Source organism: Thermus thalpophilus, from assembly GCF_022760915.1.
GTDB classification, from domain to species: Bacteria; Deinococcota; Deinococci; order Deinococcales; family Thermaceae; genus Thermus; species Thermus thalpophilus.
This window is the reverse complement of the sequence record NZ_JAKTNS010000004.1, coordinates 1-23902: the sequence shown is the minus strand read 5'-3', so window position 1 is coordinate 23902 and position 23902 is coordinate 1. Positions and strand designations below refer to the sequence as shown.

At 66.5% G+C, this 23902-nt stretch carries 23 protein-coding genes; 4 read left to right on the top strand and 19 right to left on the bottom strand.

Annotation, left to right across the window (positions count from 1 at the left end):
- The 3 genes from L0D17_RS02700 (at nucleotide 1) to acnA (ending at nucleotide 3918) form a co-directional block, all read left to right on the top strand.
- Nucleotides 1–753, top strand: a complete 753-nt coding sequence (locus L0D17_RS02700; protein WP_071676375.1) for an alpha/beta hydrolase — start codon at nucleotides 1–3, stop codon at nucleotides 751–753.
- Between the two features lie 4 nt (nucleotides 754–757).
- A complete protein-coding gene (locus tag L0D17_RS02695) occupies nucleotides 758–1111 on the top strand; it encodes a carboxymuconolactone decarboxylase family protein (protein WP_071676376.1) in 354 nt (117 codons plus the stop codon).
- Between the two features lie 101 nt (nucleotides 1112–1212).
- Nucleotides 1213–3918: an aconitate hydratase AcnA gene (gene acnA, locus L0D17_RS02690; RefSeq protein ID WP_243093779.1), complete on the top strand. Its 2706-nt coding sequence runs from the start codon at nucleotides 1213–1215 to the stop codon at nucleotides 3916–3918.
- A 46-nt stretch (nucleotides 3919–3964) separates the two neighbouring features.
- On the opposite strand, the gene atpD is transcribed toward acnA, so the two are convergent.
- From atpD to L0D17_RS02645, 9 genes are read right to left on the bottom strand one after another with little or no spacing between them, the layout of a single operon-like run.
- Nucleotides 3965–4633 carry a V-type ATP synthase subunit D gene (atpD, locus tag L0D17_RS02685; protein ID WP_039459011.1) on the bottom strand — a complete coding sequence of 223 codons (669 nt, stop codon included), beginning with the start codon at nucleotides 4631–4633 and terminating at the stop codon, nucleotides 3965–3967.
- A 9-nt stretch (nucleotides 4634–4642) separates the two neighbouring features.
- Nucleotides 4643–6079 (bottom strand): V-type ATP synthase subunit B, encoded by a 1437-nt coding sequence (locus L0D17_RS02680; RefSeq protein ID WP_039459007.1) that lies wholly within the window; start codon nucleotides 6077–6079, stop codon nucleotides 4643–4645.
- Nucleotides 6080–6088: 9 nt separating this feature from the next.
- The gene (locus L0D17_RS02675; protein WP_243093778.1) at nucleotides 6089–7825 is read right to left on the bottom strand and encodes a V-type ATP synthase subunit A; all 1737 of its coding nucleotides are present in this window, start codon (nucleotides 7823–7825) and stop codon (nucleotides 6089–6091) included.
- Nucleotides 7826–7837: 12 nt separating this feature from the next.
- Nucleotides 7838–8152, bottom strand: a complete 315-nt coding sequence (gene atpF / locus L0D17_RS02670) for a V-type ATP synthase subunit F (protein ID WP_200883391.1) — start codon at nucleotides 8150–8152, stop codon at nucleotides 7838–7840.
- 2 nt (nucleotides 8153–8154) lie between these two features.
- Nucleotides 8155–9126 carry a V-type ATPase subunit gene (locus L0D17_RS02665; RefSeq protein WP_243093777.1) on the bottom strand — a complete coding sequence of 324 codons (972 nt, stop codon included), beginning with the start codon at nucleotides 9124–9126 and terminating at the stop codon, nucleotides 8155–8157.
- 3 nt (nucleotides 9127–9129) lie between these two features.
- The gene (locus L0D17_RS02660; protein WP_243093776.1) at nucleotides 9130–9696 is read right to left on the bottom strand and encodes a V-type ATP synthase subunit E; all 567 of its coding nucleotides are present in this window, start codon (nucleotides 9694–9696) and stop codon (nucleotides 9130–9132) included.
- A 55-nt stretch (nucleotides 9697–9751) separates the two neighbouring features.
- Entirely contained in the window at nucleotides 9752–10051 is a 300-nt protein-coding gene (locus L0D17_RS02655; RefSeq protein WP_003046223.1) for a F0F1 ATP synthase subunit C, read from the bottom strand.
- Nucleotides 10052–10065: 14 nt separating this feature from the next.
- Nucleotides 10066–12024 (bottom strand): V-type ATP synthase subunit I, encoded by a 1959-nt coding sequence (locus L0D17_RS02650; protein WP_039458990.1) that lies wholly within the window; start codon nucleotides 12022–12024, stop codon nucleotides 10066–10068.
- Nucleotides 12021–12335 carry a V-type ATPase subunit subunit G family protein gene (locus L0D17_RS02645; RefSeq protein WP_243093775.1) on the bottom strand — a complete coding sequence of 105 codons (315 nt, stop codon included), beginning with the start codon at nucleotides 12333–12335 and terminating at the stop codon, nucleotides 12021–12023. The genes L0D17_RS02650 and L0D17_RS02645 overlap by 4 nt, the downstream gene beginning before the upstream one ends.
- A 101-nt stretch (nucleotides 12336–12436) precedes the next feature.
- Here L0D17_RS02645 and L0D17_RS02640 point away from each other — a divergent pair, with 101 nt between their 5' ends.
- Nucleotides 12437–13582 (top strand): 23S rRNA (cytosine(1962)-C(5))-methyltransferase, encoded by a 1146-nt coding sequence (locus tag L0D17_RS02640; protein WP_243093774.1) that lies wholly within the window; start codon nucleotides 12437–12439, stop codon nucleotides 13580–13582.
- Here the strand turns inward: L0D17_RS02640 and L0D17_RS02635 are convergent.
- The 10 genes from L0D17_RS02635 to L0D17_RS02590 form a co-directional block, all read right to left on the bottom strand.
- Complete coding sequence (locus L0D17_RS02635; protein ID WP_243093773.1) at nucleotides 13530–13949, bottom strand: hypothetical protein; 420 nt, start codon at nucleotides 13947–13949, stop codon at nucleotides 13530–13532. The two genes, L0D17_RS02640 and L0D17_RS02635, sit on opposite strands and share 53 nt — an antisense overlap.
- A gap of 3 nt (nucleotides 13950–13952) precedes the next feature.
- Entirely contained in the window at nucleotides 13953–15665 is a 1713-nt protein-coding gene (locus L0D17_RS02630; RefSeq protein WP_341474672.1) for an aldehyde ferredoxin oxidoreductase C-terminal domain-containing protein, read from the bottom strand.
- A complete protein-coding gene (locus L0D17_RS02625) occupies nucleotides 15643–17109 on the bottom strand; it encodes an amidohydrolase (protein ID WP_243093771.1) in 1467 nt (488 codons plus the stop codon). The genes L0D17_RS02630 and L0D17_RS02625 overlap by 23 nt, the downstream gene beginning before the upstream one ends.
- A complete protein-coding gene (locus tag L0D17_RS02620) occupies nucleotides 17106–17774 on the bottom strand; it encodes a GNAT family N-acetyltransferase (protein ID WP_243093770.1) in 669 nt (222 codons plus the stop codon). Before L0D17_RS02620 ends, L0D17_RS02625 begins: the two co-directional genes overlap by 4 nt.
- The gene (locus tag L0D17_RS02615) at nucleotides 17758–19101 is read right to left on the bottom strand and encodes an aspartate aminotransferase family protein (protein ID WP_243093769.1); all 1344 of its coding nucleotides are present in this window, start codon (nucleotides 19099–19101) and stop codon (nucleotides 17758–17760) included. The genes L0D17_RS02620 and L0D17_RS02615 overlap by 17 nt, the downstream gene beginning before the upstream one ends.
- 7 nt (nucleotides 19102–19108) lie before the next feature.
- Nucleotides 19109–20134, bottom strand: a complete 1026-nt coding sequence (locus L0D17_RS02610) for a polyamine ABC transporter substrate-binding protein (RefSeq protein WP_243093768.1) — start codon at nucleotides 20132–20134, stop codon at nucleotides 19109–19111.
- Nucleotides 20131–20859, bottom strand: coding sequence for an ABC transporter permease (locus tag L0D17_RS02605; RefSeq protein WP_279231505.1), 729 nt, complete (start codon nucleotides 20857–20859; stop codon nucleotides 20131–20133). Before L0D17_RS02605 ends, L0D17_RS02610 begins: the two co-directional genes overlap by 4 nt.
- A gap of 59 nt (nucleotides 20860–20918) precedes the next feature.
- Nucleotides 20919–21824 carry an ABC transporter permease gene (locus L0D17_RS02600; protein ID WP_243093766.1) on the bottom strand — a complete coding sequence of 302 codons (906 nt, stop codon included), beginning with the start codon at nucleotides 21822–21824 and terminating at the stop codon, nucleotides 20919–20921.
- Nucleotides 21817–22851 (bottom strand): ABC transporter ATP-binding protein, encoded by a 1035-nt coding sequence (locus L0D17_RS02595; protein ID WP_243093765.1) that lies wholly within the window; start codon nucleotides 22849–22851, stop codon nucleotides 21817–21819. Before L0D17_RS02595 ends, L0D17_RS02600 begins: the two co-directional genes overlap by 8 nt.
- Before the next feature lie 66 nt (nucleotides 22852–22917).
- Nucleotides 22918–23902: aspartate aminotransferase family protein (locus L0D17_RS02590; RefSeq protein WP_243093764.1), on the bottom strand; the 985-nt coding region annotated here is incomplete at its 5' end.

Here is a 23902-nt window from a genome sequence, read left to right as displayed (position 1 = left end):
GTGGACGCCCGTAAGCTCCTCCTCCTTTTCCTCCTCGCCGCCACCCTCCTGGCCCTGGGGGTTGTGGGGGTGAGCTTCTACTTTTTGAGGCCCCTTAAGGCCGAGCCCTGGGTGGAAGGGGCCCTAAAGGGCACGGGCCTGGAGGTGAGGGAAGCCTCCTATGGCCTGGAGCTCTCTCCCAAGAACCCGAAGGCCCTCTTCGCCTTCTACCCCGGGGCCCGGGTGGAGCCCTTGGCCTACGCCCCGGTACTGGCCCCCGTGGCCCAGGCGGGGTACCAGGTGGTCCTCCTAAAGGTTCCCTCGGGCATCGCCCTTCTGGCCAAAGAGGAAGCCCTGAAGGCCAAGGCCGCCCACCCGAACCTCCCCCTGGTGGTGGGGGGGCATAGCCTGGGCGGGGTGGCGGCGGCGGACCTGGCCGCCCGGGAGAAGCTCCCCCTGATCCTCTTCGCCAGCTACCCCGAAGGGGACCTTTCCCGGGAAACCTTCCCCACCCTGGCCCTTTACGGCACGGAAGATGGCCTCCTTCCCCGAGAAGAAGCCCGGGAGAAGGCGAAACGGCTTCCCCGAAACGCCCGCATCGCCTTCATCCCTGGGCTCAACCATGCGGGCTTCGGCGCCTACGGCCCGCAAAAGGGCGACCGCCCGGCCCAAAGGCCCCGGGAAGAGCTTTGGCAAGAGGTCCAAGAGGAGGTGCTCCTCTTCCTGGAAAGCCTAGGCTGGGACACCCCTCCCCCACCCCAAGCACTACGCTAAGGCTATGGAGCGCACCCACGAAAAGGTGTTGCAAGCGATGCGGGACAATCTGGGCGAGGGCCTCCCCGAGGCCATTCCCCTCTTGGCGGAGAAGGCCCCGGGGCTTCTTCTGGAGCACGGCCGCAGCTGGACCTTTGCCATGCCGGAAAAGGGAGCCCTGGACGAGAAAACCCGCACCCTTATCCTTCTCGGCATCGCCCTGGCCACGGGCGCTCCCTCCTGCGTGAAGGCCATGGCCCACCGGGCCAAGCGCCTTGGCGTTTCCAAGGAGGAGCTCTTGGAAACCTTAAAAATCGCCCGTCAGGCCCAGGCCAACGCGGTCTTAGGACACGCCACGCCCCTTTTGGAGGTGTTATAGTGGGGAAAGCCGGGGCGGGCGCCCCCCCTCGGACACACTTCCCCCCACAAACCGAGGTTTCGTAGGCCCTTTGCCCCATGGGGGAAGGGAAAGGAGTCCGCATGAAGGACAGCTTCAAGACCCTGAAGACGCTTAAAACCGCAAGCGGCACCTACGGTTACTACGACCTGACCGAGCTGGAGAAGCAGGGCTTGGCGGAGGTGAGCCGCCTCCCCTTCTCCATACGGGTCATGTTGGAAAGCCTCCTGCGGAATGAGGATGGCTACCAGGTGACGCGGGAGGACATAGAGGCCCTGGCCCGCTGGCAACCCGAACCCGGGGAGATCAACGTGCCCCTCAAGCTTGCCCGGGTGATCCTCCAGGACTTCACCGGGGTGCCGGCGGTGGTGGACCTGGCGGCCATGCGGGACGCCGTGGCCAAGCGGGGCGGGGACCCCAAGCGCATCAACCCCGTGGTGCCCGCCGATCTGGTCATTGACCACTCGGTGCAGGTGGACGCCTTCGGCACCGCCTACGCCTTCTTCTACAACGTGGAGAAGGAGTACGAGAGGAACCGGGAGCGCTACCTCCTCCTCAAGTGGGCCCAGAACGCCCTGGAGAACTTCCGGGTGGTGCCCCCGGGCACGGGCATCGTCCACCAGGTGAACCTGGAGTACCTGGCCCAGGTGGTCATGACCGAGAAGCGGGACGGGCTCACCCTGGCCTTCCCCGACAGCCTCGTGGGCACCGACAGCCACACCACCATGGTGAACGGCCTGGGCGTCTTGGGCTGGGGAGTGGGGGGCATTGAGGCCGAGGCGGTGATGCTGGGGCAGCCTTACTACATGCTGGCCCCCAAGGTGGTGGGCTTCAAGCTCTACGGGGAGCTTCCCGAAGGGGCCACGGCCACGGACCTGGTCCTCACCGTCACCGAGATCCTGCGCAAGCACGGGGTGGTGGGCAAGTTCGTGGAGTTCTACGGCCCCGGGGTGGCCAAGCTCTCCCTGGCCGACCGGGCCACCATCGCCAACATGGCCCCCGAGTACGGGGCCACCATGGGCTTCTTCCCCGTGGACGAGGAGACCCTGAACTACCTCCGCCAGACGGGCCGCCCCGAGGAGCTCGTGGAACTGGTGGAGGCCTACACCAAGGCGGTGGGCCTCTTCCGCACCCCGGAGGCCGAGGAGAAGGTCCGGTACTCCGAGTACCTGGAGCTGGACCTAAGCGCGGTGGAGCCCTCCCTGGCGGGCCCCAAGCGCCCCCAGGACCGGGTGCCCCTGAAGGAGGTCAAGAAGAGCTTCCTCGCCCACCTCACCAAGCCCGTGAAGGAGCGGGGCTTCGGGCTCTCCGAGGACCAGCTCCAGAGGAAGGTCCTGGTCAAGCGCCGGGACGAGGAGTTTGAGCTCACCCACGGGTCCGTGGTCATCGCCGCCATCACGAGCTGCACCAACACCTCCAACCCCTCGGTGATGCTCGGGGCGGGGCTCCTCGCCAAGAAGGCGGTGGAGGCGGGCTTGGACACCAAGCCCTGGGTGAAGACCTCCTTGGCCCCCGGCTCCAAGGTGGTGACGGACTACCTGGAAAATAGCGGGCTTCTGCCCTTCCTCGAGGCCCTGGGCTTCCACCTGGTGGGCTACGGGTGCACCACCTGCATCGGCAACTCCGGCCCTCTCCCGGAGGACATCGCCAAGGCGGTGGAGGAGGGGGACTTGGTGGTGGCCGCCGTCCTCTCCGGCAACCGCAACTTTGAGGGGCGCATCAACCCCCACGTGAAGGCCAACTACCTGGCAAGCCCCATGCTGGTGGTGGCCTACGCTCTGGCGGGGCGCATGGACATTGACTTCACCACCGAGCCCCTGGGCTTTGACCCCAACGGCAAGCCCGTCTACCTCAAGGACATCTGGCCCTCCATGGAGGAAATCCGGGAGGCCATAAGGAAGACCCTGGACCCCGAGCTCTTCAAGAAGGAGTACAGCAAGGTATTTGAGGGGGACGAGCGCTGGCAGGCCCTCCCCGCCCCCACGGGGGAGCTCTACCGCTGGGACCCCGAGAGCACCTACATCCAAAACCCGCCCTTCTTTGAGGACCTAGGCCAAAGGAAGGTGGAGGATATCCGGGGGGCGCGGGTCCTCCTCGTCCTCGGCGACTCCGTGACCACGGACCACATCTCCCCCGCCGGCGCCATCCCCGTGAAAAGCCCCGCCGGCCAGTACCTCATCAGCAAGGGGGTGAAGCCCGAGGACTTCAACTCCTACGGCGCCCGCCGCGGCAACCACGAGGTGATGATGCGGGGCACCTTCGCCAACATCCGCATCAAAAACCTCATGCTGGATGGGATTGAAGGGGGTTACGCCAAGAAGCTCCCCGAAGGGGACGTGGACTTCGTCTACAACGTGGCCATGCGCTACAAGGCGGAGGGGACGCCCCTTCTGGTCATCGCCGGCAAGGAGTACGGCACCGGCTCCAGCCGCGACTGGGCCGCCAAGGGCACCTACCTCCTCGGGATCAAGGCGGTGCTGGCGGAAAGCTTTGAAAGGATCCACCGCTCCAACCTGGTGGGGATGGGCGTTTTGCCCTTGGAGTTCCTCCCCGGAGAGAACCGGGAGACTTTGGGCCTCACCGGGTACGAGGTCTACGACATCCTGGGCCTCGAGGACCTCAAGCCCAGGAAGCTGGTGGAGGTGGTGGCCCGCAGGGAGGACGGGAGCGAGGTTCGCTTCCAGGCCATCGCCCGCCTGGACACCCCCGTGGAGGTGGACTACTACAAGAATGGGGGCATCCTGCAGACGGTGCTCCTCCACCTCCTCCAGGAGGCCAAGGCGGAGTAGCCCACAAAGCGCCCCGGGGGGTAGCCCCCCCGGGGTTTTCCTTGGGCTAAAGGCCCGCCCCGCTTTCCAGCTGGGGGTTCGGGCGGCCGCCCTCCTCCGCCTCCCGGGCCTCAATCTTGCCCTTGATGCGCTTGAGGCGGAAGGTGTCCTCCCGTTCCCGCTGCTCCAGCACCTGCTGGATGAAGCGGATCTGGGAGCGGATGCCGGGGATCACCACCTGCTCCAGGGCGTTCACCCGCCGGGTGGTCTTCTTGATCTCCTCGCCGATCTTCTTCAGGCGGGTTTCCGTGTTGGCCACCTGGACCAAGGCCTCGGCGTAGCGGCGGAAGGCGCGGGCGGCCTCGAGGGTGTAGGCAGGGGTGCCCACGGGGGAAAGCACCGCCTTGTCGGCGAAAGTGGCCTTGAGCCTGGGCACCTTGCTCCCCCAGACGTTTTCCACCTCCGCCTCCACCCCCTCCAGGGGCGGAACCCCAAGGCTTGCGGCGGCCACGCTCTCTGGCCCGTCAAAGGCCTGGGCCAGGAGGAGGGCGGAGTAGGCCTCCTGGGCCGCCTGGTTCAAGGCCTTCCTGGCCTCCAGGGCCTCCCGCACCAGGCCGAAGAACTCCGCCACCAGGGCGTCCCGCTTCTTCTTGAGGAGGTCCACCCCCTTCTGCGCCAGCCGGAGCTGCCCCCGCCTTTGCAGAAGGTTCATCCGGGTGGGGCTGACCTGGCTCATGCCGCCTCCTTAGTCCAGGGCCTGCGGCGCGCCCCAGATCTCTTCCAGCTTCTGCCCGTAGTACTTGCCGATGTGGTCCTTGGAAATGCGCTTGAGCTCGCCCTGGGGCAGCATGGAAAGGAGGGCCCAGGCGATCTGGAGGCTCTCCTCAATGGAGCGGTTCTGCTGGCCCTGGTTGATGAAGTGCTTCTCAAAGGCGTCGGCGAACTGCAGGTAGCGGCGGTCGTTCTCCGTGAGGGCGTCCTCGCCGATGATGGCCACCAGCTTGCGGATGTCCACGCCGTTGGCGTAGGCGGAGTAGAGCTGGTCGGACACCTGCTTGTGGTCCTCCCGGGTCTTGCCCTTGCCCACCCCGTTGTTCATGAGCCGGGAGAGGGAGGGCAGGGGGTCAATGGGGGGGTAGATGCCCTTCCGGTGAAGCTCCCGGGAAAGCTGGATCTGCCCCTCGGTGATGTAGCCCGTGAGGTCGGGGATGGGGTGGGTGCGGTCGTCGTCGGGCATGGAGAGGATGGGGATCTGGGTCACGCTCCCCTTCTTCCCCACCACCACCCCAGCCCGCTCGTAGATGGTGGCCAGGTCCGTGTACATGTAGCCAGGGTAGCCGCGGCGCCCCGGGATCTCTTCCCGGCTCGCCCCGATCTCCCGCAGGGCCTCGCAGTAGTTGGTCATGTCCGTGAGGATGACCAGCACGTGGTAATCGTGCTCAAAGGCCAGGTACTCCGCCACGGTGAGGGCCATGCGGGGGGTCAGGATGCGCTCAATGGTGGGGTCGTCCGCCTTGTTGAGGAAGAGGACGGAGCGGCTCAGGGCCCCGGTGCGCTCAAACTCCTGGATGAAGTAGGAGAGCTCCCGCTGGGTGATGCCCATGGCGGCGAAGACCACGGCGAAGGGCTCCTCCTTCTCCCCTTCCCCGGAGAGGTCGGGGCGCACCGTGGCCTGGCGGGCGATCTGGGCGGCGATCTCGTTGGCGGGGAGGCCCGAGCCGGAGAAGATGGGAAGCTTCTGCCCCCGCACCAGGGTGTTCATCACGTCAATGGTGGAGATGCCGGTCTGGATGAACTCTTCCGGCTTCCTGCGGGCCACGGGGTTCAGGGGAAGGCCCACGATGGGAAGCCGCTTCTCCGGGGTGATGGGGGGCAGGCCGTCAATGGGCTTGCCGATGCCGTTGAAGCGGCGGCCCAGCATCTCCTTGGAAACCCCAAGCCGGGCCACGTCCTCCACCAGGCTCACCGTGGTGGTGGCCAGGTCCAGGCCCGTGGTCTCCTCAAACACCTGGATGACGGCGTACTCCTCGGAAACCTCAATCACCTGCCCGCCGCGCACCCGGCCCGAGCCGTCCTTGATGTCCACGATGGCGCCGTAGGCCAGGTCCTTGGCGTTCTCCACGAAGAGCAGGGGCCCGGAGATATAGGTGACGCCGGTGTACTCCTTCTTCAAGAGGTCCATCTTCCCTCCCTAGGCCAGGGCCTTGAAGGCCCCTTCAATCTCCTTCATGGCTTCCTCAAAGTAGCGGGGGAACTCCTCCTCGCTCACGTAGCGGGCGCGGCCGATGCGCTCAATGACGGGAAGCCCCAGGATCTCGTCCATGCTCACGCCCCGGCGGATGGCGGCCTCGGCCTCCTTGTAGAAGGTGAGGATCATCTTCATGATGCCGTAAGCTTTCCGCATGGAGCAGTAGGCGTCCACCTCGTGGTAGGCGTTTTGCTGCAGGAAGTCCTCGCGGATGATCCGACCCACCTCAATCACCAAACGCTCGGCGTCCTGCAGGGCGTCGGGCCCCACCAGCTGGACGATCTCCTGTAGCCCCGCTTCCCGTTGCAAGAGCTCGGAGATGGCGTCCCGGAGCTCGGGGTAGTCGGGGGCCACGTTCTCGCGGTACCAGGGGTCCAGGGCCGGGGTGAAAAGGGAGTAGGAACCATTCCAGTTAATCGCTGGGAAGTGACGCCGGAAGGCTAAGGAGGCATCCAGCCGCCAGAAGGCCCCCACGATGCGCAGGGTGGACTGGGTCACGGGCTCGGACATGTCGCCGCCCGGTGGGGAAACCGCCCCCACGATGGTGATGGCCCCCTCCTCCCCCGCCAGGGTGAGTACCTTACCGGAGCGCTCGTAGAAGGCGGCCAGACGGGCGGCCAGGTAAGGGGGGTAACCCTCTTCCGCGGGCATCTCCTCCAAGCGGCTGGAGATCTCCCGCAAGGCCTCCGCCCAGCGGCTGGTGGAGTCGGCCATGAGGGCCACGGAGAAGCCCTGGTCGCGGAAGTACTCGGCGATGGTCACCCCCACGTAGATGCTGGCCTCACGGGCGGCCACGGGCATGTTGGAGGTGTTGGCGATGAGCACCGTGCGGTGCATGAGGGGCCCACCCGTCTTGGGGTCGGTGAGCTCGGGGAACTCCACCAAGACGTCGGTCATCTCGTTGCCCCGCTCCCCGCAGCCCACGTAGACCACCACGTCGGCGTTGGACCACTTGGCCAGGGCCTGCTGGGTCACGGTTTTACCGCTGCCAAAGGGTCCGGGGATGGCCGCCGTGCCCCCCATGGCCACGGGGAAGAGCACGTCCAGGATGCGCATCCCCGTGAGGAAGGGGGTGTTGGGGTCCAGCTTCCGCTGCACGGGCCGGGCCCGGCGAACCGGCCAGGTGTGGTAGAGCTTGAGCTGGGTGCCATCCTCCAGGACCACCACCGGCTCCTCCACCGTGTACTCCCCGGCGGGCTTCACCTCCTTCACCCGGCCTTTCACGTCCGGGGGCACCAGGATCTTGTGGGTGAAGTTGAACTCGGGAACTGTGCCCAGGACCATCCCCCCCCTGACCTCATCCCCGGGCTTGACCCTAGGGGTCCAGGCCCACTTCTTCTCCCGGTCCAAGGGGTGGACCACCACCCCCCGGGTGATGTAGATCCCGGTTCTCTCCTGGATGCGCTCCAGGGGACGCTGGATGCCGTCGTAGATCCCGTTCAGCATCCCTGGGCCCAGCTCCACCGCCAAGGGAAGCCCGGTGGAAACCACGGGCTCCCCCACCTTGAGGCCCGAGGTGTCCTCATAGACCTGGACGAAGGCGGTGTCTCCATCCAGGCGGATGATCTCCCCCACCAGGCCCTCGTGGCCCACCTTGCAGATGTCGTACATGCGGGCCCCGAGCATCCCCTTGGCGATCACCGCCGGGCCCGCGATCTTTTCAATCACGCCTTGGATCATCTTCCCTCCATCCTACAACTTGATGTCAAAGCCGATGGTGCGCCGCACCAGCTCGCGCATGTAGCCTTCCACGTCGGGGTTTTGGAAAGCCTCCTTCAGGCCCGCCATGGGCAGGAGGACCGGGAGGTCCTTCCCCCGCATGAGGCGCTCCACCGCCTTTTCCGGCTCCGGCAAGAGGCCTTGGTCCACCGCCACCAGGGCGTAGCCCCCTTGCCCCACCAGCCTTTCCAAGAGGGCCTTGGCCTCCTCCGCGCTTTGGGCGGCGTAGGCCTCCAACCCCGCCAGCCGGAAGCCCTGGGCCGCCTCGGCGTCGGCGATCACGGCAATCCTCATGCGCAGGCCACCTCCTCCTCCACCTGGGCCCGGGGCAGGCCGAAGTAGGCCCGCCGGGCCAAGAGCCTAAGCCGCATGGCCTCCCACTCCCGCTCCTTCACGTAGGCCAGAACGAGCCCCGCCCCCAAGGGGTCAGAGGCCCCCTTCTTGGCCTCCTTAAGGAGGACGCACCTTAGGCGCTTCTCCACCTCCTTCAGGTTCCGCGCCCCGGCCAAGGGAGCGAAGGGAGTGCCGGCAAGCTCATCCAAAACGGCGTAATCCCCCTCCAAAAGGCGGGCGAAGCGAACACGGTCTAAAAAGCGCCCGCCCCGGATGAAAAGCCCCTCCGGGGCCACCCCCTGCCCCTGGAGCTTGAAGGCGGTGCGGAGGTTCTCGGCGTCCACCTCCAGGGCCAGGTAGTCCCGCAGGAAGGGCGCTTCCAGAGCCTTGGCGGTCTTGGCCACGTCCTCGTAAAAGCGCTTGGCCAAGAGGGCCTCCACCCGGGCCAGGTCCTGGGTTTCCCGCAGCACCGCCCGCAAGGCCCGGGCCAAGGGGTGGCCGGGGACGGAGAGGACCTGGGCCATGCCGGGAAGGTCCTGGGCCTCGTAGGCCTGGCGCCAAAGGGCCTCCCTGAGGGTGCCCGGCAGGAGGAGGACCTCCTCAAAGGGGCGGCCCGTGGCCTTGGCCCTCAAAATAGCCTGCAGGTTGGTGAGGTCGTTGCGCAGGAGGAGGAGGCGCACCGCCTCCCGGGCCTCTCCGGTGACCAGGCCCGGCAAGTCCCCCACGAGCCGGGCCAGGGTACGCCCCACCGCCCGGTCCACATCGGGGAGGCTCTGCCCCGTGAGCTCCGCCCCGTAGACGCTTTCGGAAAGGAGGCGGAGGAACTCGGGGTAGGCCAGGTCCAAGGCCTCCTGGAAGAAGCTCTCCTTGAGGAGGCTCTGCCGCCTGGCCCGCACCCGGGCGTTTAGGTAGGCGAAGTCGTCCGCCATGGCCTAGCCCCATAGCACCTCGGCCACCTTGGCGGAAAGGGCGTCCCATGCCCGCTCCAGGCGGCCTTCCAGGGTGTTTTCCACCTGGGTCTTGCCCTCTTTCCCAAGGGCCCGCACCCCAAGCGGCAAAGCGGGGTCGGCCCGAAGCTCCAGGCCCCGCTCCCGGGCTAGAGGCTCCAGGTGGGGCAGGTTGTCCGGGTGGGAGGCGAGGGCCGCAGGCTCTGTCAAGGCAGAAAGCGCCTCCAGGGCGAGCTTCCTCAGGACCTCCGGCCACTCGGGCTTTTCCGGCAGGCCCGCCAAGGCCTCCCGCACCTTGGCCTTCACCGCCTCCAGCACCTCCCCCTTGGCCTCGGCGCGGGCGGTGGCAAGGAGGAGCTCCCCGGCGCTTTCCGCCCGGCGCAAGGCGGCTTGGTACTGCGCCTCGAGGGCCCGCCGCCTTGCGGCCAAAAGGGCCTCCGCCTTGGCCTCCGCCTCCTTGCGCAGGGCCTCCGCCTTGGCCTTGGCCTCTTCCAAGAGGGTGCGGATCTCCGCCTCCACCTCCTGGCTCAAAATGGCTTCCAGTTTAGACATCTTCCCTCCTTGGGAAAAAGCCCTGCCCCCTTTGGGGCAGGGCCCAAGAAGCCCCTTAGAGCTTGCCGTTCAGGATGAAGGCGATGAGGAGGCCGAAGATCACCAGGGTTTCGGGCAGGAGCAGGAAGATCAGGGCGGTACCGAAGTTGCCCCGGTCCTCGGCGATGGCCCCCACGCCGGCGGCCCCGATGCGGGCCTGGGCCACGCCCGTGCCCAAGGCGGCTAGGCCCACGGCGAGCCCCATGCCCACGGCGATGAGGCCCCGGTCCAAGCCCCCGGAGGCCGCCGCCTCCTCCGCCGCCAAAGCCAACGCACCGAACACCGCCACCAGAACCAAAACGAGAAGCTTCTTCATCTCTTTCCCTCCCTTTACTGCGTCTCGCGGACGCTTTTGAACGGCCGGTAAGGCCTGCCGTTCTCCTCGTAGAAACCGAACTTGGTGAAGAACTCCACCCAGATGAGACGGATGGGCTGGAGCATGTGCCCCAGGGTGGTGAGGAGGAGGATTAAGAGGTGCAACACCCCCGCCACCGCGATGCCCAAAAGCGCCCCCACGAGGCCCATCCGCTCCGCCATGGCGAAGCCCACGTCGGTGAGGAGGCCCGCCAGGATGCCGCCCGCGGCCCCCACGGCGTAGATACGGATGTGGGAGAGGATATGCCCCGCCTGGGTGAAGATCTCCGGGATCATGAGCCAGATGCGGCTCATGAGGACGGCCAAGAAGAAGACGCCAAAACCGGCGTACATGAGGCCCGCAAGCCACCCCGCCTGCAGGTTGCCCAGGTAGGAGGCGGCCAGGGCGAGAATGCCCACAAGCCCGCCCAAATACCCCACCCCCTCCCAGAAGTGGGCCATGTGGCGGTGCTTGAGGCCCAGGTAGGCGCGGAGGATGAGCCCCCAGAAGACCATGAGCACGCCAAAGGCCACGGAGAGGAGGATGAGGAGGTTGGCGGTCTTGGCGGTGTCAATCCGGGGAATGAGGATGGGGATGAGGCCGGGGTGCTCCGGGGTGCCGAAGACCCCCAGGTGCTCCAGGAAGGTGCCGAAGAACTCCCCGTAAACCACGCCCCAAAGGACGGTCCAGAAGACCATCCAGTTCAAGATGTAGACCAGCTTGCCGATCACCTGGGGCTTGAGCCGAAGGGCGAAGAGGTCAATGACCAAGGGCTCGTTCCGCTTTACGAAGCCGGAAAGCCAGCGCCCCAGGAGGAGGAAGAGGAGGGCGTAGCCAATGTCCCCCACGATCATCCCAAACCAGAAGGGGAAAAAGATGGGGACCACGGGGGTGGGGTCAATGGAGCCGTACTTGGGCGTGTTGAGGAAGCTCACCAAAAGCTCAAAGGGCTTCACCCAAGGGGGGTTGTCCAGGGTCACGGGAACGCGGTCCGCCTCGTGGTGCTCGTCCACCGGTTCAAAGGCATAGACCACGCCCTCCTTGTGGCGGGCCAAAGCCTCCTCCACCTTGGGCTTGGCCTTCACCGGCACGTAGCCCAAAAGGGCGAAGCCAAAGCGACCCGAGGCCAGCTCCTCCAGGGCCTTGAGCCGGGCCACCTCGTCCTTGGCCCGGGTCCAGAGGCTTTGCAGGGTGGAGGTGGCCTCCTTGGCCAGCTTGGCCAGGCTCTGGCGCACCTCGGAAAGCTCCCTGGGGGCCGCCTCCGCCCGCTCCTTGAGCCGCTTGGCGGCCTGGGAAAGGGGAAGCTCCCCCAAGGCCCCGGGAAGGCGAAGCTCCGCCACCCCCGCCCGGGACAAGGCGGCCTTGGCCGCCTCCAGGTCCCGACGGTGAACCACAAGGAGGGCGGCAAGCCCCTTGGCGTAGGGCTCATGGGCCAGGAGGAAGCGGTCTTCCAGGGCCTTCTTAAGCGCCTCCTCCACCAGGGGAAGCTCCTTTCCCGTAAGGAGGAAGGGGACCACCCGGAGGAAGGGGCTTTGGTCCAGGCCCTGGGCCAAAGCGGCGAGCTTTTCCAAGGGCTCCAGGTAGGCCTGGGCCAGGGCGAGCTCCTCCTCCAACTCCTGCTTTTGCCGGGAAAGCCCCTCGGCGTGGCCCTGGATGGGGGCAAGGGCCTTCTCTGCCGCCTCGAGGCCCTCCGGAAAGGGCCTGGAAGGCGCCGCCTCCTGGCCCAGAAGGGTGAGGGTGTGCTCGGCCCCCGCCGCCACCCCTTCCCAGCGCCTTAGCTCCTCCCTTTCCTCGGGGGAGAGCTTGTACTCGCCAAGCTCCGCCACCCTCAGGGTTTCCAGGTGCACCACCCCCGCCTGCTGCAGGCTCTGGAGAAGCTCCTTGGCCCGGCCCTTAGGCCCGGCTAGGACCAGCTTCTCCATGGGGGCGATCACGGCAAGACCTCCCGGAGCACCAAGGCCACCGCCTCCTCCAGGCGGGCCTGTCCCTTTTCCTTCACCGCCCGTGCCTCGGCCTCGGCCTGCTTGCGGTACCGGGCCAGGAGGGCCTCGGTTTCCCTGGCCTCCTTCTCCTTAAACTCCCCTTCCAGGGCCTTGGCCTTGGCCTCCGCCTCCTCCAGGAGGGCCTTGGCCTCGCCCTCCGCCCGCTTCAGGAGGTCTTCCGCCTCCTTCTTGGCGGCCTCGAGGCGGGCAAGGAGCTCCCTCTCCTTTTCCGCTAGGGTCTTGATAAGTCCCAGGCCTCCCATCGCCCCTCCTTATGTGAAAAGATGCGCAAAGTGCGCCCGCCGGTCATGATACCGGCCGCGGGGGCAAGCGTCAACCAACCCCGCCTAAGTATACTGAAGCGGTGAGGATTCTCGTCAACGAACGCGGGGCCGCCCGCCTTCTTTCCCGCCACCTATGGGTCTTCCGCCGCGACGTGCTCTCGGGCCCGGATGCGCCGGGCCTTTATCCCGTCTACTGGGGCAAGCGCTTTTTGGCCCTAGCCCTCTACAACCCGCAAAGCGACCTCGCGATGCGGGCCTACCGCTTCCGCCCGGCGGAAGACCCGGTGAAGGCCCTCTTGGATAACCTGGACACCGCCCTCCGCCGCCGCCTGCCCCACCTAGAGGGCGAGCCCGAAGGCGGCTTCCGCCTGGCCCACGCCGAGGGGGACTTCCTGCCCGGGCTGGTGGTGGACTACTACGCCGGCCACGTCGTGGTCCAGGCCACGGCCCACGCCTGGGAAGGCCTTCTGCCCCAGGTGGCGGAAAGGCTTAAGCCCCTGGCAAAAAGCGTCCTGGCCAAGAACGACGCCAAGAGCCGGGAGCTAGAGGGGCTACCCCTTTACGTCCGCCCCCTCCTCGGCCCGGTACCCGAGCGGGTGGCGGTGCGGGAAGGAGGGGTGCGGTACCTGGTGGACCTCCTGGAGGGGCAGAAGACGGGGGCCTACCTGGACCAGCGGGAAAACCGCATCCTCATGGAGCGCTTCCGGGGAGAGCGGGCTTTGGACGTCTTCAGCTACGCCGGGGGCTTCGGCCTGCACCTGGCCTTGGGCTTCCAGGAGGTGATCAGCGTGGACAGCTCCAAGGACGCCCTGCAGCGGGCCGAGGAGAACGCCCGCCTCAACGGCCTAAACCTCAAGACGGTGGAGGCCAACGCCTTTGACTACCTAAGAAGCCTGGAAAGGGCGGGGGAGCGGTTTGACCTCATCGTCCTGGACCCCCCGGCCTTCGCCAAGGGCAAGAAGGACGTGGAGCGGGCCTACCGGGCCTACAAGGAGGTGAACCTCAGGGCCATCAAGCTCCTGAAGGAGGGGGGGATCTTGGCCACGGCGAGCTGCAGCCACCACCTCACCGAGCCCCTCTTTTACGAGATGCTCCGGGAAGCCGCCCAGGACGCCCACCGCAGCCTGCGGGTTTTGGAGAAGCGGGGCCAGGGCTTTGACCACCCCGTCCTCCTCAACCACCCGGAGACCCACTACCTGAAGTTCGCCCTTCTAGAAGTGCTCTAAGGCGCTCCGCCAGGGCCTCGGGCTCGGGTAGGGGCAAGGGAAGCCTCTCCCCGTTGGCCAAGAGGAGGAAAAGGGCACGTCTCCCCCTCGCCAAAGGCCCGGCGGGCCAAAAGCCCACCTCCACCCCCTCCACCTGCGCCAAGGGCACGGCCCGGGCCAAGCCCAAGGGTGGCTTCAGGATGAGGCGCCCCGGGTACAAGGAGGCCCGCCACCCAAGGCGAAGCCGCCACCAAGGGTAAAGGCAAAGCCAAACCCACCCCGGGGCCTCCCCCAGGGCCCAAAGCCCCGCCAGAAGCCCCACCCCTCCATAGAAGGCAAGGGGGGAAAGCTCGGCGAAGGCCGCTTCCCAAAGGGGCTTTTCCCCCACGGCCTAGCCCTCCTGGTGGAGCCTGGCGTAAAGCGGGGAAAGGTCTTCCGGGCGGAAGCGGGCGGTGTAGTTCTTGGGCGGCACCGGCTCCTCGTAGAAGAAGGCGGGCAGGCGGTCGTCCTCGTGGGTGAAGCCCGCTTGGTGGTTGAAGCGGTGTTCCAGGCGCAAAACCCCCTCCCCAAGCTCCCGCCAGAAGCCCGGGCCCAAGCGGGTGCCCAAGGCGGCGTTCACGCTCTCCACGATGAAGGCCACCTCCTTGTTGGTGACGCTCCCCCCGAAGACGCAAAGCCCCAGGCTGTCGTTGGCGGCGGCGTTGACCTGGGCTTGGTAGCTGGCCTCGAGGATCTCCTCGGGCTTCATGGCCCGGGTTTCCAGCCGGGGCGCGTTCCCGGCGGTGTGGTCCGCCCCTTGGGCGGTGACCATCATGGTGATGCCCGTGGCCTCCACCACCCTTGGGTCGTAAGCGCTGATGGCCTGGCGCTTAATCACGGGAACCCTTCGCACCCCCAAGGCCTCCCCAAGCCGGGCCGTGCCCTGGGCGAGAAGCCGCGCCTCCTCGCTTGGGGTGTAGAGGGACTTTAGTTTGGCTTCCATGAAGGCGTAGTCCCCCCAGTCCGCCAGGCCCTTTTCCATGTAAAGGGCGAGGCTCGCCCCCGTCTCAATGGTGTCAATCCCCAGGTCGTTGGCCAGGCGGTTGAGCCGGGCGAGCTGGTCCGGGTCGGTAAGGCCGCAGTTGGTGCCCAGGAGGCCGATGGTCTCGTACTCCAAGGGGGAAACCACCTCCTCCCCCTTCTCGTCCACGATGACGTTGGAGCACTGGATCACGCACCCCGGCATGCAGGCGTGGGTGTGCTTGCCCCCCCGGGACTTGTTCAGGGGGGCGATGTGCTGCCCGCCCATGCGGAATTCCTCCGGGGGAGCCAGGCGCCCCTGGCGGAAGTTCCTCACGGGAAGCCCGCCGAAGGCGTTTTGGAAGTCCGCCATGCCCATGGTGCCGATGGCGTTGTAAAACTGCATGACCAAGGGGTCTTCCCGCAGGAGCTGGGCGTAACGGCGCACCCCCTCCAGGACCTTGGGCTTGTCAAAGACCTCCACCTTCCCCGGCACCTCCACCACGATGGCCTTCACCCGCTTGGACCCCATCACCGCCCCCACACCCCCCCGGGCGGCGAGGCGGGAAGGACGCCCATCTGTGTCGGAAAAGGCGATGCCGGATAAGAGCCCTAAATACTCCCCCACCGGCCCCAGAAGGGCGAAGGCGATCTTCCGGCCGTAGGCGGCGAAAAGCCGCTTCGCCGCCTCAAAGTTTCCCAGGCCCAAAAGCCCCTCCGCCGGGTCAAAGAAGACCTCCCCTTCCTTGGTGAGGCGCACCACCACCCACTCGGGGCTTTGGCCCTCGAGGACCAGGTGGGCCACCCTCATCTGCCCCAAGGCGTAGCCGAAGGTCCCGCCCCCGTTGGCCTCCTTGATGCCCAGGGTGAGGGGGCTCCGGGTGCCCACGCTGGTGCGGTTGGCGTTGGAAAACCCCGTGCCCGCCAGGGGACCGATGGCGAAGACCAGGGGGTTTTCCGGAGATAAGGGGTCAAAGCGGTAGGCCTCCCGCTCCCAAAGGAGCTGGGCCGTGCGGTAGCGCCCGCCCCAGGCCACCGCTTCGGGTGGGATCTCTTCCCAATGGGCCTTTTTCGCCGCCAGGTCAAGCCGTATAGACCGCCACACCATCCACCTCCACGCGCACCACCCGCGCCTCCTGCGGGTGGAGAAAAGGATCGTGCGAAAACACCACCAGATCCGCACGGTGGCCAGGCCAGAGCCGGGATGGATCGAGGCCGCTCGCCTCAGGGCAAGTGTAATAAAAAAGCGCCCGCGCCACCGTGAGGCCCCTACCCATCAGGGGCTTTCCCGCCGCCAAAGCCCCCCGCAAGGGGGAAACCTCCCGCACCACGGGAGCGTCGGAGGAAAAGGCCATGGGTATCCCCGCCCGCTCCAGCCGCCCAAGGTGGTAGCACCAGGCCCGGTAGGGCTCGGGCAAATAACGCAGGAAATTCTCTCTCAACTCGTCTAAGAAGATGGGTTGGGGTACCACCCACACCCCCAGGGCGCGGGCCAAGGCCAGCTCTCTGGGCCCCGGCAGGCCGAAGTGTTCCACGCGGTGCCGAAGGGGCAGGGGAAGCTCCCGGTAAAGCCGGGCGTAGGCCTCCAGCACCTCCCGAATGGCCACGTCGCCGATGGCGTGGGTGGCCACGAAAAGCCCCTGTCGGTGCGCGGGCCAGGCCAGGTGGTACACCTCCTCCGCCGTAAGCCGCAAGACCCCCTTCCCTCCCACCTCCCGGTAGGGCCGCCTCACCGCCGCCGAGGCCCCGGAGAGCCCCCCGTCGGCAAACAGCTTGACCCCGGCGATGACGAGCCGCGGGGAGCGGTAGGGTTCGGGGAGGGGGTAAGGGGTCTTCTCGCCATCCGGGTGGCGGAGGGCTAGGACCGACACCCGGATGGGCAGCAAGCCCTCGGCGTCCAAAGAGCGGTAGGCCTGGAGGAGAAGGGGATCCGCCCCCGGCTCCAGGGCGGAGGTGATGCCGTGGGCAAGCAGGTGCCGGGCCCCGGCCAGGACATAGCGGCGGTAGTCCTCGAGGGTGCGCTGGGGCAGGACCTTGGCCACCAGACCATAGGCCCCTTCCAGCAGAAGCCCTTCCTGGTACCGGACCTCCCCCCCGGGGGGGCTCGGGGTATCGGGGCCGATCCCCGCCCGCCTAAGCGCCTCGGAGCTAGCGGCGTGGATGTGGGCACAGGTGCGGGTGAGGAGGACGGGCCGCCCTGGGGCCACCCGGTCCAGGAAGGCCCGGTTGGGCACCCCGCCCAAGACGGCCTCGTTCCAGCCGCGCCCAAGAAGCCAAACTCCCTGGGGCAAACGCCGATGCCGCTCTGCCAGGAGGCGCTCCAGCTCGGCCCACGAGCCCACGCTCCGGAGGTCCAAGAGGTCGGTGAGGAGTTGCCCCACCTTCCACACGTGAACGTGGGCGTCGTGAAAGCCAGGAAGGATCGCTTCCCCCTGGCCCCGCCCGGGCTCCAAGCCCGCCACCCTCCCCTCCCGCACCCAAAGGGCGCGGTGGGGGCGGAACCGGCCCTGGGCGTCCGGCACGTACACCCGGCCCAAAATCCGCCTCACCAGCCCACCTCCGGGTTGCGCCACACCACGAACACCCCGTAGTTCAGGCAGCTTTGGTCTTCCAAGTAATCGGGGATGATGCCGTACACCCGGTAGCCGCGCTTGAGCTGGACGGAAAGCACCGGGTCGCTCAGCTCCCCCCGCACCACCCGGTGCACGTACTCCTCAATGGGCATCTCCGCCGCAAAGCGGTGGTACCCCTTGGGCATGCTCCCCGCCACGTGCCCCTTCAGGCCCAGGCGGCGAACCAGGTCTTGCCGGGCTTGGTAGAGGAGCTTGGAAAGGCCCAAGCCCCGGTACTCCGGCAAAACCCCAATGTCGGCCCCGTAAAGCCAATCGCCCTCCGGGTCGTGCCGGGTGAGCCAGTTCCCCGCAACGGCCTCAATGTAGCGGTGCTGGTAATGGTGAAAGTCCACCCGGGTGCGGAAATCCGTGGAGCAGGCCACCACCTTGCCCGTGGCAACTTCTACCACGGCGTGCTGGCCCTCGGGGAAGATGCGCATGTGGGCCAGGTAGTGTTCCCGGGTCATGCGCTCTTCCCGCGCCAAGGTCGGAAAGCTCGCCTCCTGGATGGCCTCGAGGGCCTCCGCCATCCAAGGTGCCGATAAGACCACGGCAAAGCGGCCGTCCGGGGAAATAAGAAGCGGCTCAGGCCAGGGCGGCATACACCTCTCGCACGTTTTCCGCCACCACCCCAAGGGCCTCTTCCAGCATGTCCAAGGGGATGTCCAAGGGAGGCAAAAAGCGAAGGGCGTTGGAGTAAAGCCCCGCCCGGATGGTCAAAACCCCTTTGGCGGCGTTGCGCCGCACCAACTCCAGCACGAACTCGGGCCAGGGTTCCTTGGTGGTGGGGTCCTTGACGAACTCTAGGGCCATCATGGCGCCGATACCCCGGACATCCCCCAAGGCGGGCACCTCCTCCATAAGGGGCGTGAAGACCTCCCGCACCTTGGCTTCAATCAGCGCCGCCCGCTCCAGGAAGCCTGGGGACTGGAGGATTTTCAGGGCCTCCAAGGCCGCCACCGCTGCCAAAGGATTGCCCCCGTAGGTGCTTCCCACGCCGCCCACGTGAGGGGCATCCAACACCTCCGCCTTGCCCGTCACGGCGCTGATGGGCATCCCCGCCCCCAGGCTCTTGGCAGACACCAGGAGGTCCGGCACCACCCTGCTGTGCTCAATGGCCCACATCCGCCCAGTGCGCCCTGACCCCGACTGCACCTCGTCCGAGATCAAGAGGGCCCCGGTTCGGTCGGCGATTTCCCGGAGCTTGCGCAAGAAGGCGTGGGGCACCGGAATAAAGCCCCCTTCCCCCAGCACGGGCTCAATGACGATGGCCGCCAGGGCGGAGCCATCAATGTGGGCCACCAAGGCGTTTTCCACGTTCCACAAGGACCACTCCAGATATTCGGTTGGCGTCATGCCCTTCGGGGTCCTGTAGAGGTTGGGCACGGGCAGGCGGTACACCTCGGGGGCGAAGGGGCCAAACCCCTTCTTGAACAGGGCGTACTTGGAGGTCATGGCCATGGTGAGGTTGGTGCGCCCGTGGTACGCCCCCTCAAATACCATTACGGCAGCCCGCCCGGTGTAGGCCCGGGCCAGCTTCACGGCGTTTTCCACCGCCTCCGCCCCGCCGTTGGCCAGCAGGGTCTTGACCGGACCAGGACCCGGGTACAAGGCGTTGAGCGCCTCCGCCAAGGCCACGTAGGGCTCGTAATTTGCCACGATGGCGCACACGTGGATGAGGCGCTCCGCCTGCGCCTTCAGCGCATCCACCACCCCTTCGGGGGTGTGCCCCACCGCCAAGGCGCCGATGCCCCCGGCCAGGTCCACAAGGACGTTCCCGTCCACGTCCTCCACCAAGGCGCCGTGGGCCCGGGCCACGGCCACCGGGTTCGCTTGGGCCAGGGCGCGGGAAACCGCTTGCGCCCGCCGCTCCTGCAACGCCCGGCTCTTGGGCCCTGGGATCTCCGTCTTCAACTGAATGTACCCCATACGCCTCCTAGCGGCTTTTCACGGCGCTCCACACCTCGTCGTAGATGCGGTTGTCCTTGCCTAGGTCCAGGATGAACTCCAGGCGCTTCATGGCCTCCGGGCTCGGGTAAATGGCGGGGTTCTTGCGGTCTTCGGGCCGGATGTAGGGCAAGGCCGCCCGGTTAGGGGTGGCGTAGCGGTTGTAGTTGGAAAGCTGCGCCCCCACCCTGGGCTCTAGGATGAAGTTGATGAAGCGGTGGGCCGCTTCCGGGTTGGGGGCCCTGGCGGGAATCATCATGGAGTCCACCCACAGGGTAGCCCCCTCTTTGGGAATGGCGAAGGCCACTTTGCCGGGGTTTTCCTCCGCCGCCCGCACGGCATCGCCGTTGTAGACCACGGCGTACGCCGCTGCCCCCGCCACCACCCGGTTCTTTCCCCCCACACCCCCTTCAAAGCCCAGGAAGTAGCGGCTCCGCTTGGCTTGAAGGAGGAGCTGCCCCGCCTGCTGCACCTCTTTGGGGTCTTTGGTGTTCACCGAGTACCCCAGGTACTTTAAGGCGTTGCCCAGCATCTCCCGCGGGGAGTCCATAAGGATGAAAGGCGCCTTGGGCTCCTTGAAAAGTACCGCCCAGCTCGTTGGCTCCGGCACCCGGTCCTTGCGGTAGATAAGCCCGGTGGTGCCCCACTGGTAGGCGGCGGAATAGCGGTTTCCCGGATCAAAGGGCGGGCTTTTGAACTTCTCGTCCAGGTTTTTGAGGTTGGGGATTTGGGCGTGGTCCAAGGGTCGCACCAGTTTGAGATGGATGAGCGAGGGCACGTAGAAGTCCGAGGGGAAGATCACGTCGTACTGGCCCACACCTCCCGCCTGCAGCTTGGCGATCAACTCCTCGTTGGACTCATAAAGGTCCACCCGCACCTTGTAGCCAAACTTTTGGGTGAAGGCCTCGAGGATGGCGGGGTCAATGTACTCCGACCAGATGAATAGCCGCAGTTCCCCCTTCTGGGCCAAACCCAAGGCCAAACCGACCGCCAACAGGACCAAGGCTTTTCTCATGCCGTCCTCCTTGTAAAGCGCTCTGCGCTCAGCACCAAAACCAGGGTCAAGAGAAAAATCAGCGTGGAGAGAGCATGGATCTCCGGGGTAATGCCGCGCCGGGCGGAGGCGTAGATGAGGAGGGGAAGGGTTTGGCTGGTGGGCCCGGCGGTGAAGAAGCTGATGACGAAGTCGTCCAGGGAAAGGGTGAAGGCCAGCATGGCCCCAGCCACGATACCTGGGGCAAGCAAGGGGACAAGGACCCGTCGCAGGTAGTAGGGATAGGTGGCGTACAGGTCCCGCGCCGCCTCGTCCAGCTCTCTGGGCAAGGATTTGAGCCGGCTCACCACCACCAGGGCCACAAAAGCCACCTGGAAGGTCACGTGGCCCACCACCATGGCGGGCAAACCCGGCTCAAACAGGCTGAAGTAGCGGCGTAAGAAGCCGAAGGCCACCACTAAGGCCGCAGCCAGGATCAAATCCGGGGTGACCACGGGAAGGTACAGAAGGGTTTCCAAGAAGGCCCGGGCCCGACGGCCAAAGGGGTGGCGCTCCAAGCCCAGAGCCAAGAGGGTGCCGAGGACCGTGGCCAGGAGGGTGGAGCAAAAGGCGAGAAGAAACGTGTTGCGGGCGGCCTCCAGGACCGCCTCGTTCTGCAAAAGCCGCGCGTACCAGTCCCAGGTGAACCCTGTCCAGCTGAGGCCGTAGCGGGTCCGGTTCACGGAGAAAACGGCCACCGCCAGCATGGGCAGGTAGAGGAAGGCCAAAGCCCCCAAAGCCACTGTGCGGGTAGCCCAGGACACCCTCACGCCAGGTCCACCTCCTTGCCGAAGCGGCGGTAGACCTTCAAGCCCCAAAGGGTGAAAAGGATCAGGACCAAGCTCAAGGCCGCCCCGTACGGCCAGTCGCGCATGGTATAGAAGGCTTGCTGGACCAGGTTGCCCAGCAGGAAGTGCTTCGCACCACCCAGAAGGTCGGGGACCACGAACATCCCCAAGGCGGGAACAAAGGTGAGGATGACCCCCACGCTGAGGCCCGGAAGCACCTGAGGCAGCACCCCGTGCAGGAAAACCCTTAAAGGCCCCCCGTAAAGGTCCCGCACCGCCTCCACGAGGCTTTCGTCCATTCGCTCCACGCTGGCGTACAGGGGGAGGACCATGAAGGGCAAAAAGGCGCTCACCATGCCCACGTACACGGCAAAGGCGCCCGGGAACAGGGCCATACCCGGCTCCGCCAGGCCCAAAGCGGCCGCCAAGCGAGCGAAGGGCATTTCCGGGGCCAGCAAGAGCTGCCAGGCGTAGGTGCGAATGACCAGGTTGGTCCAGAAGGGAACCAAGACCAAAGAGAGCCAAAAATAGCGCCGCCTCGGTTCCTGGGCCCGGATGAAAAAGGCGATGGGAAACGCCAAGACCAAGCAAAGCAGGGTGGTTATGCCCGCCACCCCTAGGGTGCGCAAGAGGGCCAAAAGGTTGTCGGGGCTGAAGCCCAAGACGCCAAAGCCGAGAAGGCGGCGGTAGTTTTCCAGGCTGAACGTCCATACCACCTCGCCAAACGCCCCCCGCTCGGCCAAGGACAGGGGGAAGAGCAAAAGCCCAGGCAGGAGCAGGAACGCCAACAGCCACACGACCCCGGGCAGGACAAGCAAAACGCCCCGGAGAAGAAGGCGTCTTCCCGTGGTGAGTTCCCCGTACCAGACCAGCACCCTATTCACGCAGGACCACCAGCCCTTCCTCCGGAATGCGCACATACACGTCTTGTCCCGGGGAAAGCCGAAGCCACGACCGGACCCGAAGCTCGGGCTCCAAGAACGCCTCCACGTAGGCTCCCCGGTAGATCACCTGCCGCACACGGGCGGGAAAAGCACCGGGCACAGGCTCCCAAAGGAGCTCCACCCGCTCGGGCCGCAGGGCCAGGAAACCCTCTTCCCAAGGCACAAAAAGGCGGAAAAAGCCGTAGGGGGTGTCCACGCCCCCTGCCCGCCGGCGGGCGGGAATGAGGTTGGCAACCCCCAAAAACTCCGCCACAAACCGGGTTTCTGGCCGCTCGTAGACCTCTTCCGGGGTCCCCACCTGGAGCAACCGCCCCCCCTCCATCACCCCCAGGCGATCAGATACCGCCATGGCCTCTTCCTGGTCATGGGTCACCAGGATAAAGGTGGCCTGCAGGCGGCGCTGCAGGGCCTTGAGTTCCAGCTGCACCTCGGCCCGCAACTTGGCGTCAAGGGCGCTCATGGGCTCGTCCAGGAGGAGGACCTCGGGCTCGTTCACCAGGGCCCGGGCCAGGGCCACCCGCTGCTTCTGCCCCCCGGAAAGCTGATGCGGGTAGCGGTGGACAAGGCTTTCCAGGCGCAGCAAGCCCAGGCCGTACTCCACCTTGCTCCGGATCACCGCCTCGGGAAAGCGGCGGCTCCGGAGGCCGAAGGCCACGTTCTCGTACACGCTGAGGTGGGGAAAGAGGGCGTAGTTCTGGAACACGGTGTTCACGGGGCGCAGGTGGGCGGGCAGACCCGTGAGGTCCCGACCGGAAAGGATGACCCGGCCCTCATCCGGCACCTCAAAGCCCCCCACCAGCCGAAGCAAGGTGGTCTTGCCGCACCCCGAGGGACCGAGGAGGGTGAAAAACTCCCCCTTGCGCACCTCCAGGGAAACCCCCTTGAGGACCTCCACCTCGCCGAAGCGCTTGCGCAGGCCTTCAAGGCGCAGTCCCTCCACTTCCTTCCGGATTTCCACCGCGGTCATCTCGCCCCTACCTGGCCCAAGCCAAGCCGCCCGCCAGTCCGAAAGCCACAGGCACTTCCTGTCCCCTCACTCCTCACCTCCGGCCAAGGTGGCCTCGAGGGCCCCCCCGAGCCGGGAAAGCCCCTCCGCCACCTCCTCCTCCTTGGCCACCAAGGGCACCAGGATGCGCACCACGTTGCCGTACATACCCGCCCGCAGCAAAAGAAGCCCCCTGGCCCGGGCCTCTTCCAAGAGCCGGCCCACCAGCCCAGGAGCGGGCGCCTTGGTCCTGGGCTCCTGAACCAGCTCCATGGCCACCATGGGCCCCAGGCCCCGCACCTCCCCCACCTGCGGATGGCGCTCCTGCAAACGTAAAAGATCCCGCCACAGGAGCTCCCCCAACGCTTGAGCTCGCTCCAGGAGCCCTTCTTCTTGGAACACATCCAGCACCGCTAGCCCCGCGGCGCAGGCCAGAGGATTCCCGGCGTAGGTGCCCCCAAGCCCCCCGGGTTTGGGAGCGTCCATGACCTCCGCCCGCCCTACCACCCCCGACAGGGGAAGCCCGGCGGCCACGCTCTTGGCGAAAAGGAGAAGGTCCGGCACCACCCCGCTGTGCTCCACGGCCCACATCCGTCCCGTGCGGCCAAAACCGGACTGGATCTCGTCCACCACCAAGAGAATGCCGTGCCGCTCGGTGATCTCTCGTACCCGCTGCAAGTACGTGGGCGAAAGCGGGAGGAAGCCCCCCTCTCCCAGCACCGGCTCCAGGATCAACGCCGCCACCCGCTCCGGGTCCACCTGGGTGCGGAAAAGCTCTTCCAGGCCCTCCAAGGCCATCTCCTCCGAAACCCCCCGGTAGGGGTAAGGTACCGGGGCGTGGTAAACCTCGGGGACGAAAGGACCGAAGTTCTGCTTGTAATAGCCGGCCTTGCCGGTCAAGGACATCCCAAGCAGGGTCCGGCCGTGGAAGGCGTGCGTCAGGGCCACCACGCCAGGCCTTCCGGTGAAGGCCCGGGCCTCAGTACACGTCAAAACGTGGGACCACCCCTTTAGGATGGACCTGCGCCCACGT

Excerpts from the sequence above, each read along its gene's own strand:
- L0D17_RS02695 (WP_071676376.1), top strand. The coding sequence starts at position 758 with ATGGAGCGCACCCACGAAAAGGTGTTGCAAGCGATGCGGGACAATCTG.
- L0D17_RS02665 (WP_243093777.1), bottom strand. The coding sequence starts at position 9,126 with ATGGCGGACGACTTCGCCTACCTAAACGCCCGGGTGCGGGCCAGGCGG.
- L0D17_RS02615 (WP_243093769.1), bottom strand. The coding sequence starts at position 19,101 with ATGGGGTACATTCAGTTGAAGACGGAGATCCCAGGGCCCAAGAGCCGG.
- L0D17_RS02680 (WP_039459007.1), bottom strand. The coding sequence starts at position 6,079 with ATGGACCTCTTGAAGAAGGAGTACACCGGCGTCACCTATATCTCCGGG.
- L0D17_RS02655 (WP_003046223.1), bottom strand. The coding sequence starts at position 10,051 with ATGAAGAAGCTTCTCGTTTTGGTTCTGGTGGCGGTGTTCGGTGCGTTG.
- L0D17_RS02610 (WP_243093768.1), bottom strand. The coding sequence starts at position 20,134 with ATGAGAAAAGCCTTGGTCCTGTTGGCGGTCGGTTTGGCCTTGGGTTTG.
- L0D17_RS02605 (WP_279231505.1), bottom strand. The coding sequence starts at position 20,859 with ATGCTGGCGGTGGCCGTTTTCTCCGTGAACCGGACCCGCTACGGCCTC.
- L0D17_RS02675 (WP_243093778.1), bottom strand. The coding sequence starts at position 7,825 with ATGATCCAAGGCGTGATTGAAAAGATCGCGGGCCCGGCGGTGATCGCC.
- atpD (WP_039459011.1), bottom strand. The coding sequence starts at position 4,633 with ATGAGCCAGGTCAGCCCCACCCGGATGAACCTTCTGCAAAGGCGGGGG.
- L0D17_RS02595 (WP_243093765.1), bottom strand. The coding sequence starts at position 22,851 with ATGACCGCGGTGGAAATCCGGAAGGAAGTGGAGGGACTGCGCCTTGAA.
- L0D17_RS02660 (WP_243093776.1), bottom strand. The coding sequence starts at position 9,696 with ATGTCTAAACTGGAAGCCATTTTGAGCCAGGAGGTGGAGGCGGAGATC.
- L0D17_RS02645 (WP_243093775.1), bottom strand. The coding sequence starts at position 12,335 with ATGGGAGGCCTGGGACTTATCAAGACCCTAGCGGAAAAGGAGAGGGAG.
- acnA (WP_243093779.1), top strand. The coding sequence starts at position 1,213 with ATGAAGGACAGCTTCAAGACCCTGAAGACGCTTAAAACCGCAAGCGGC.
- L0D17_RS02620 (WP_243093770.1), bottom strand. The coding sequence starts at position 17,774 with ATGCCGCCCTGGCCTGAGCCGCTTCTTATTTCCCCGGACGGCCGCTTT.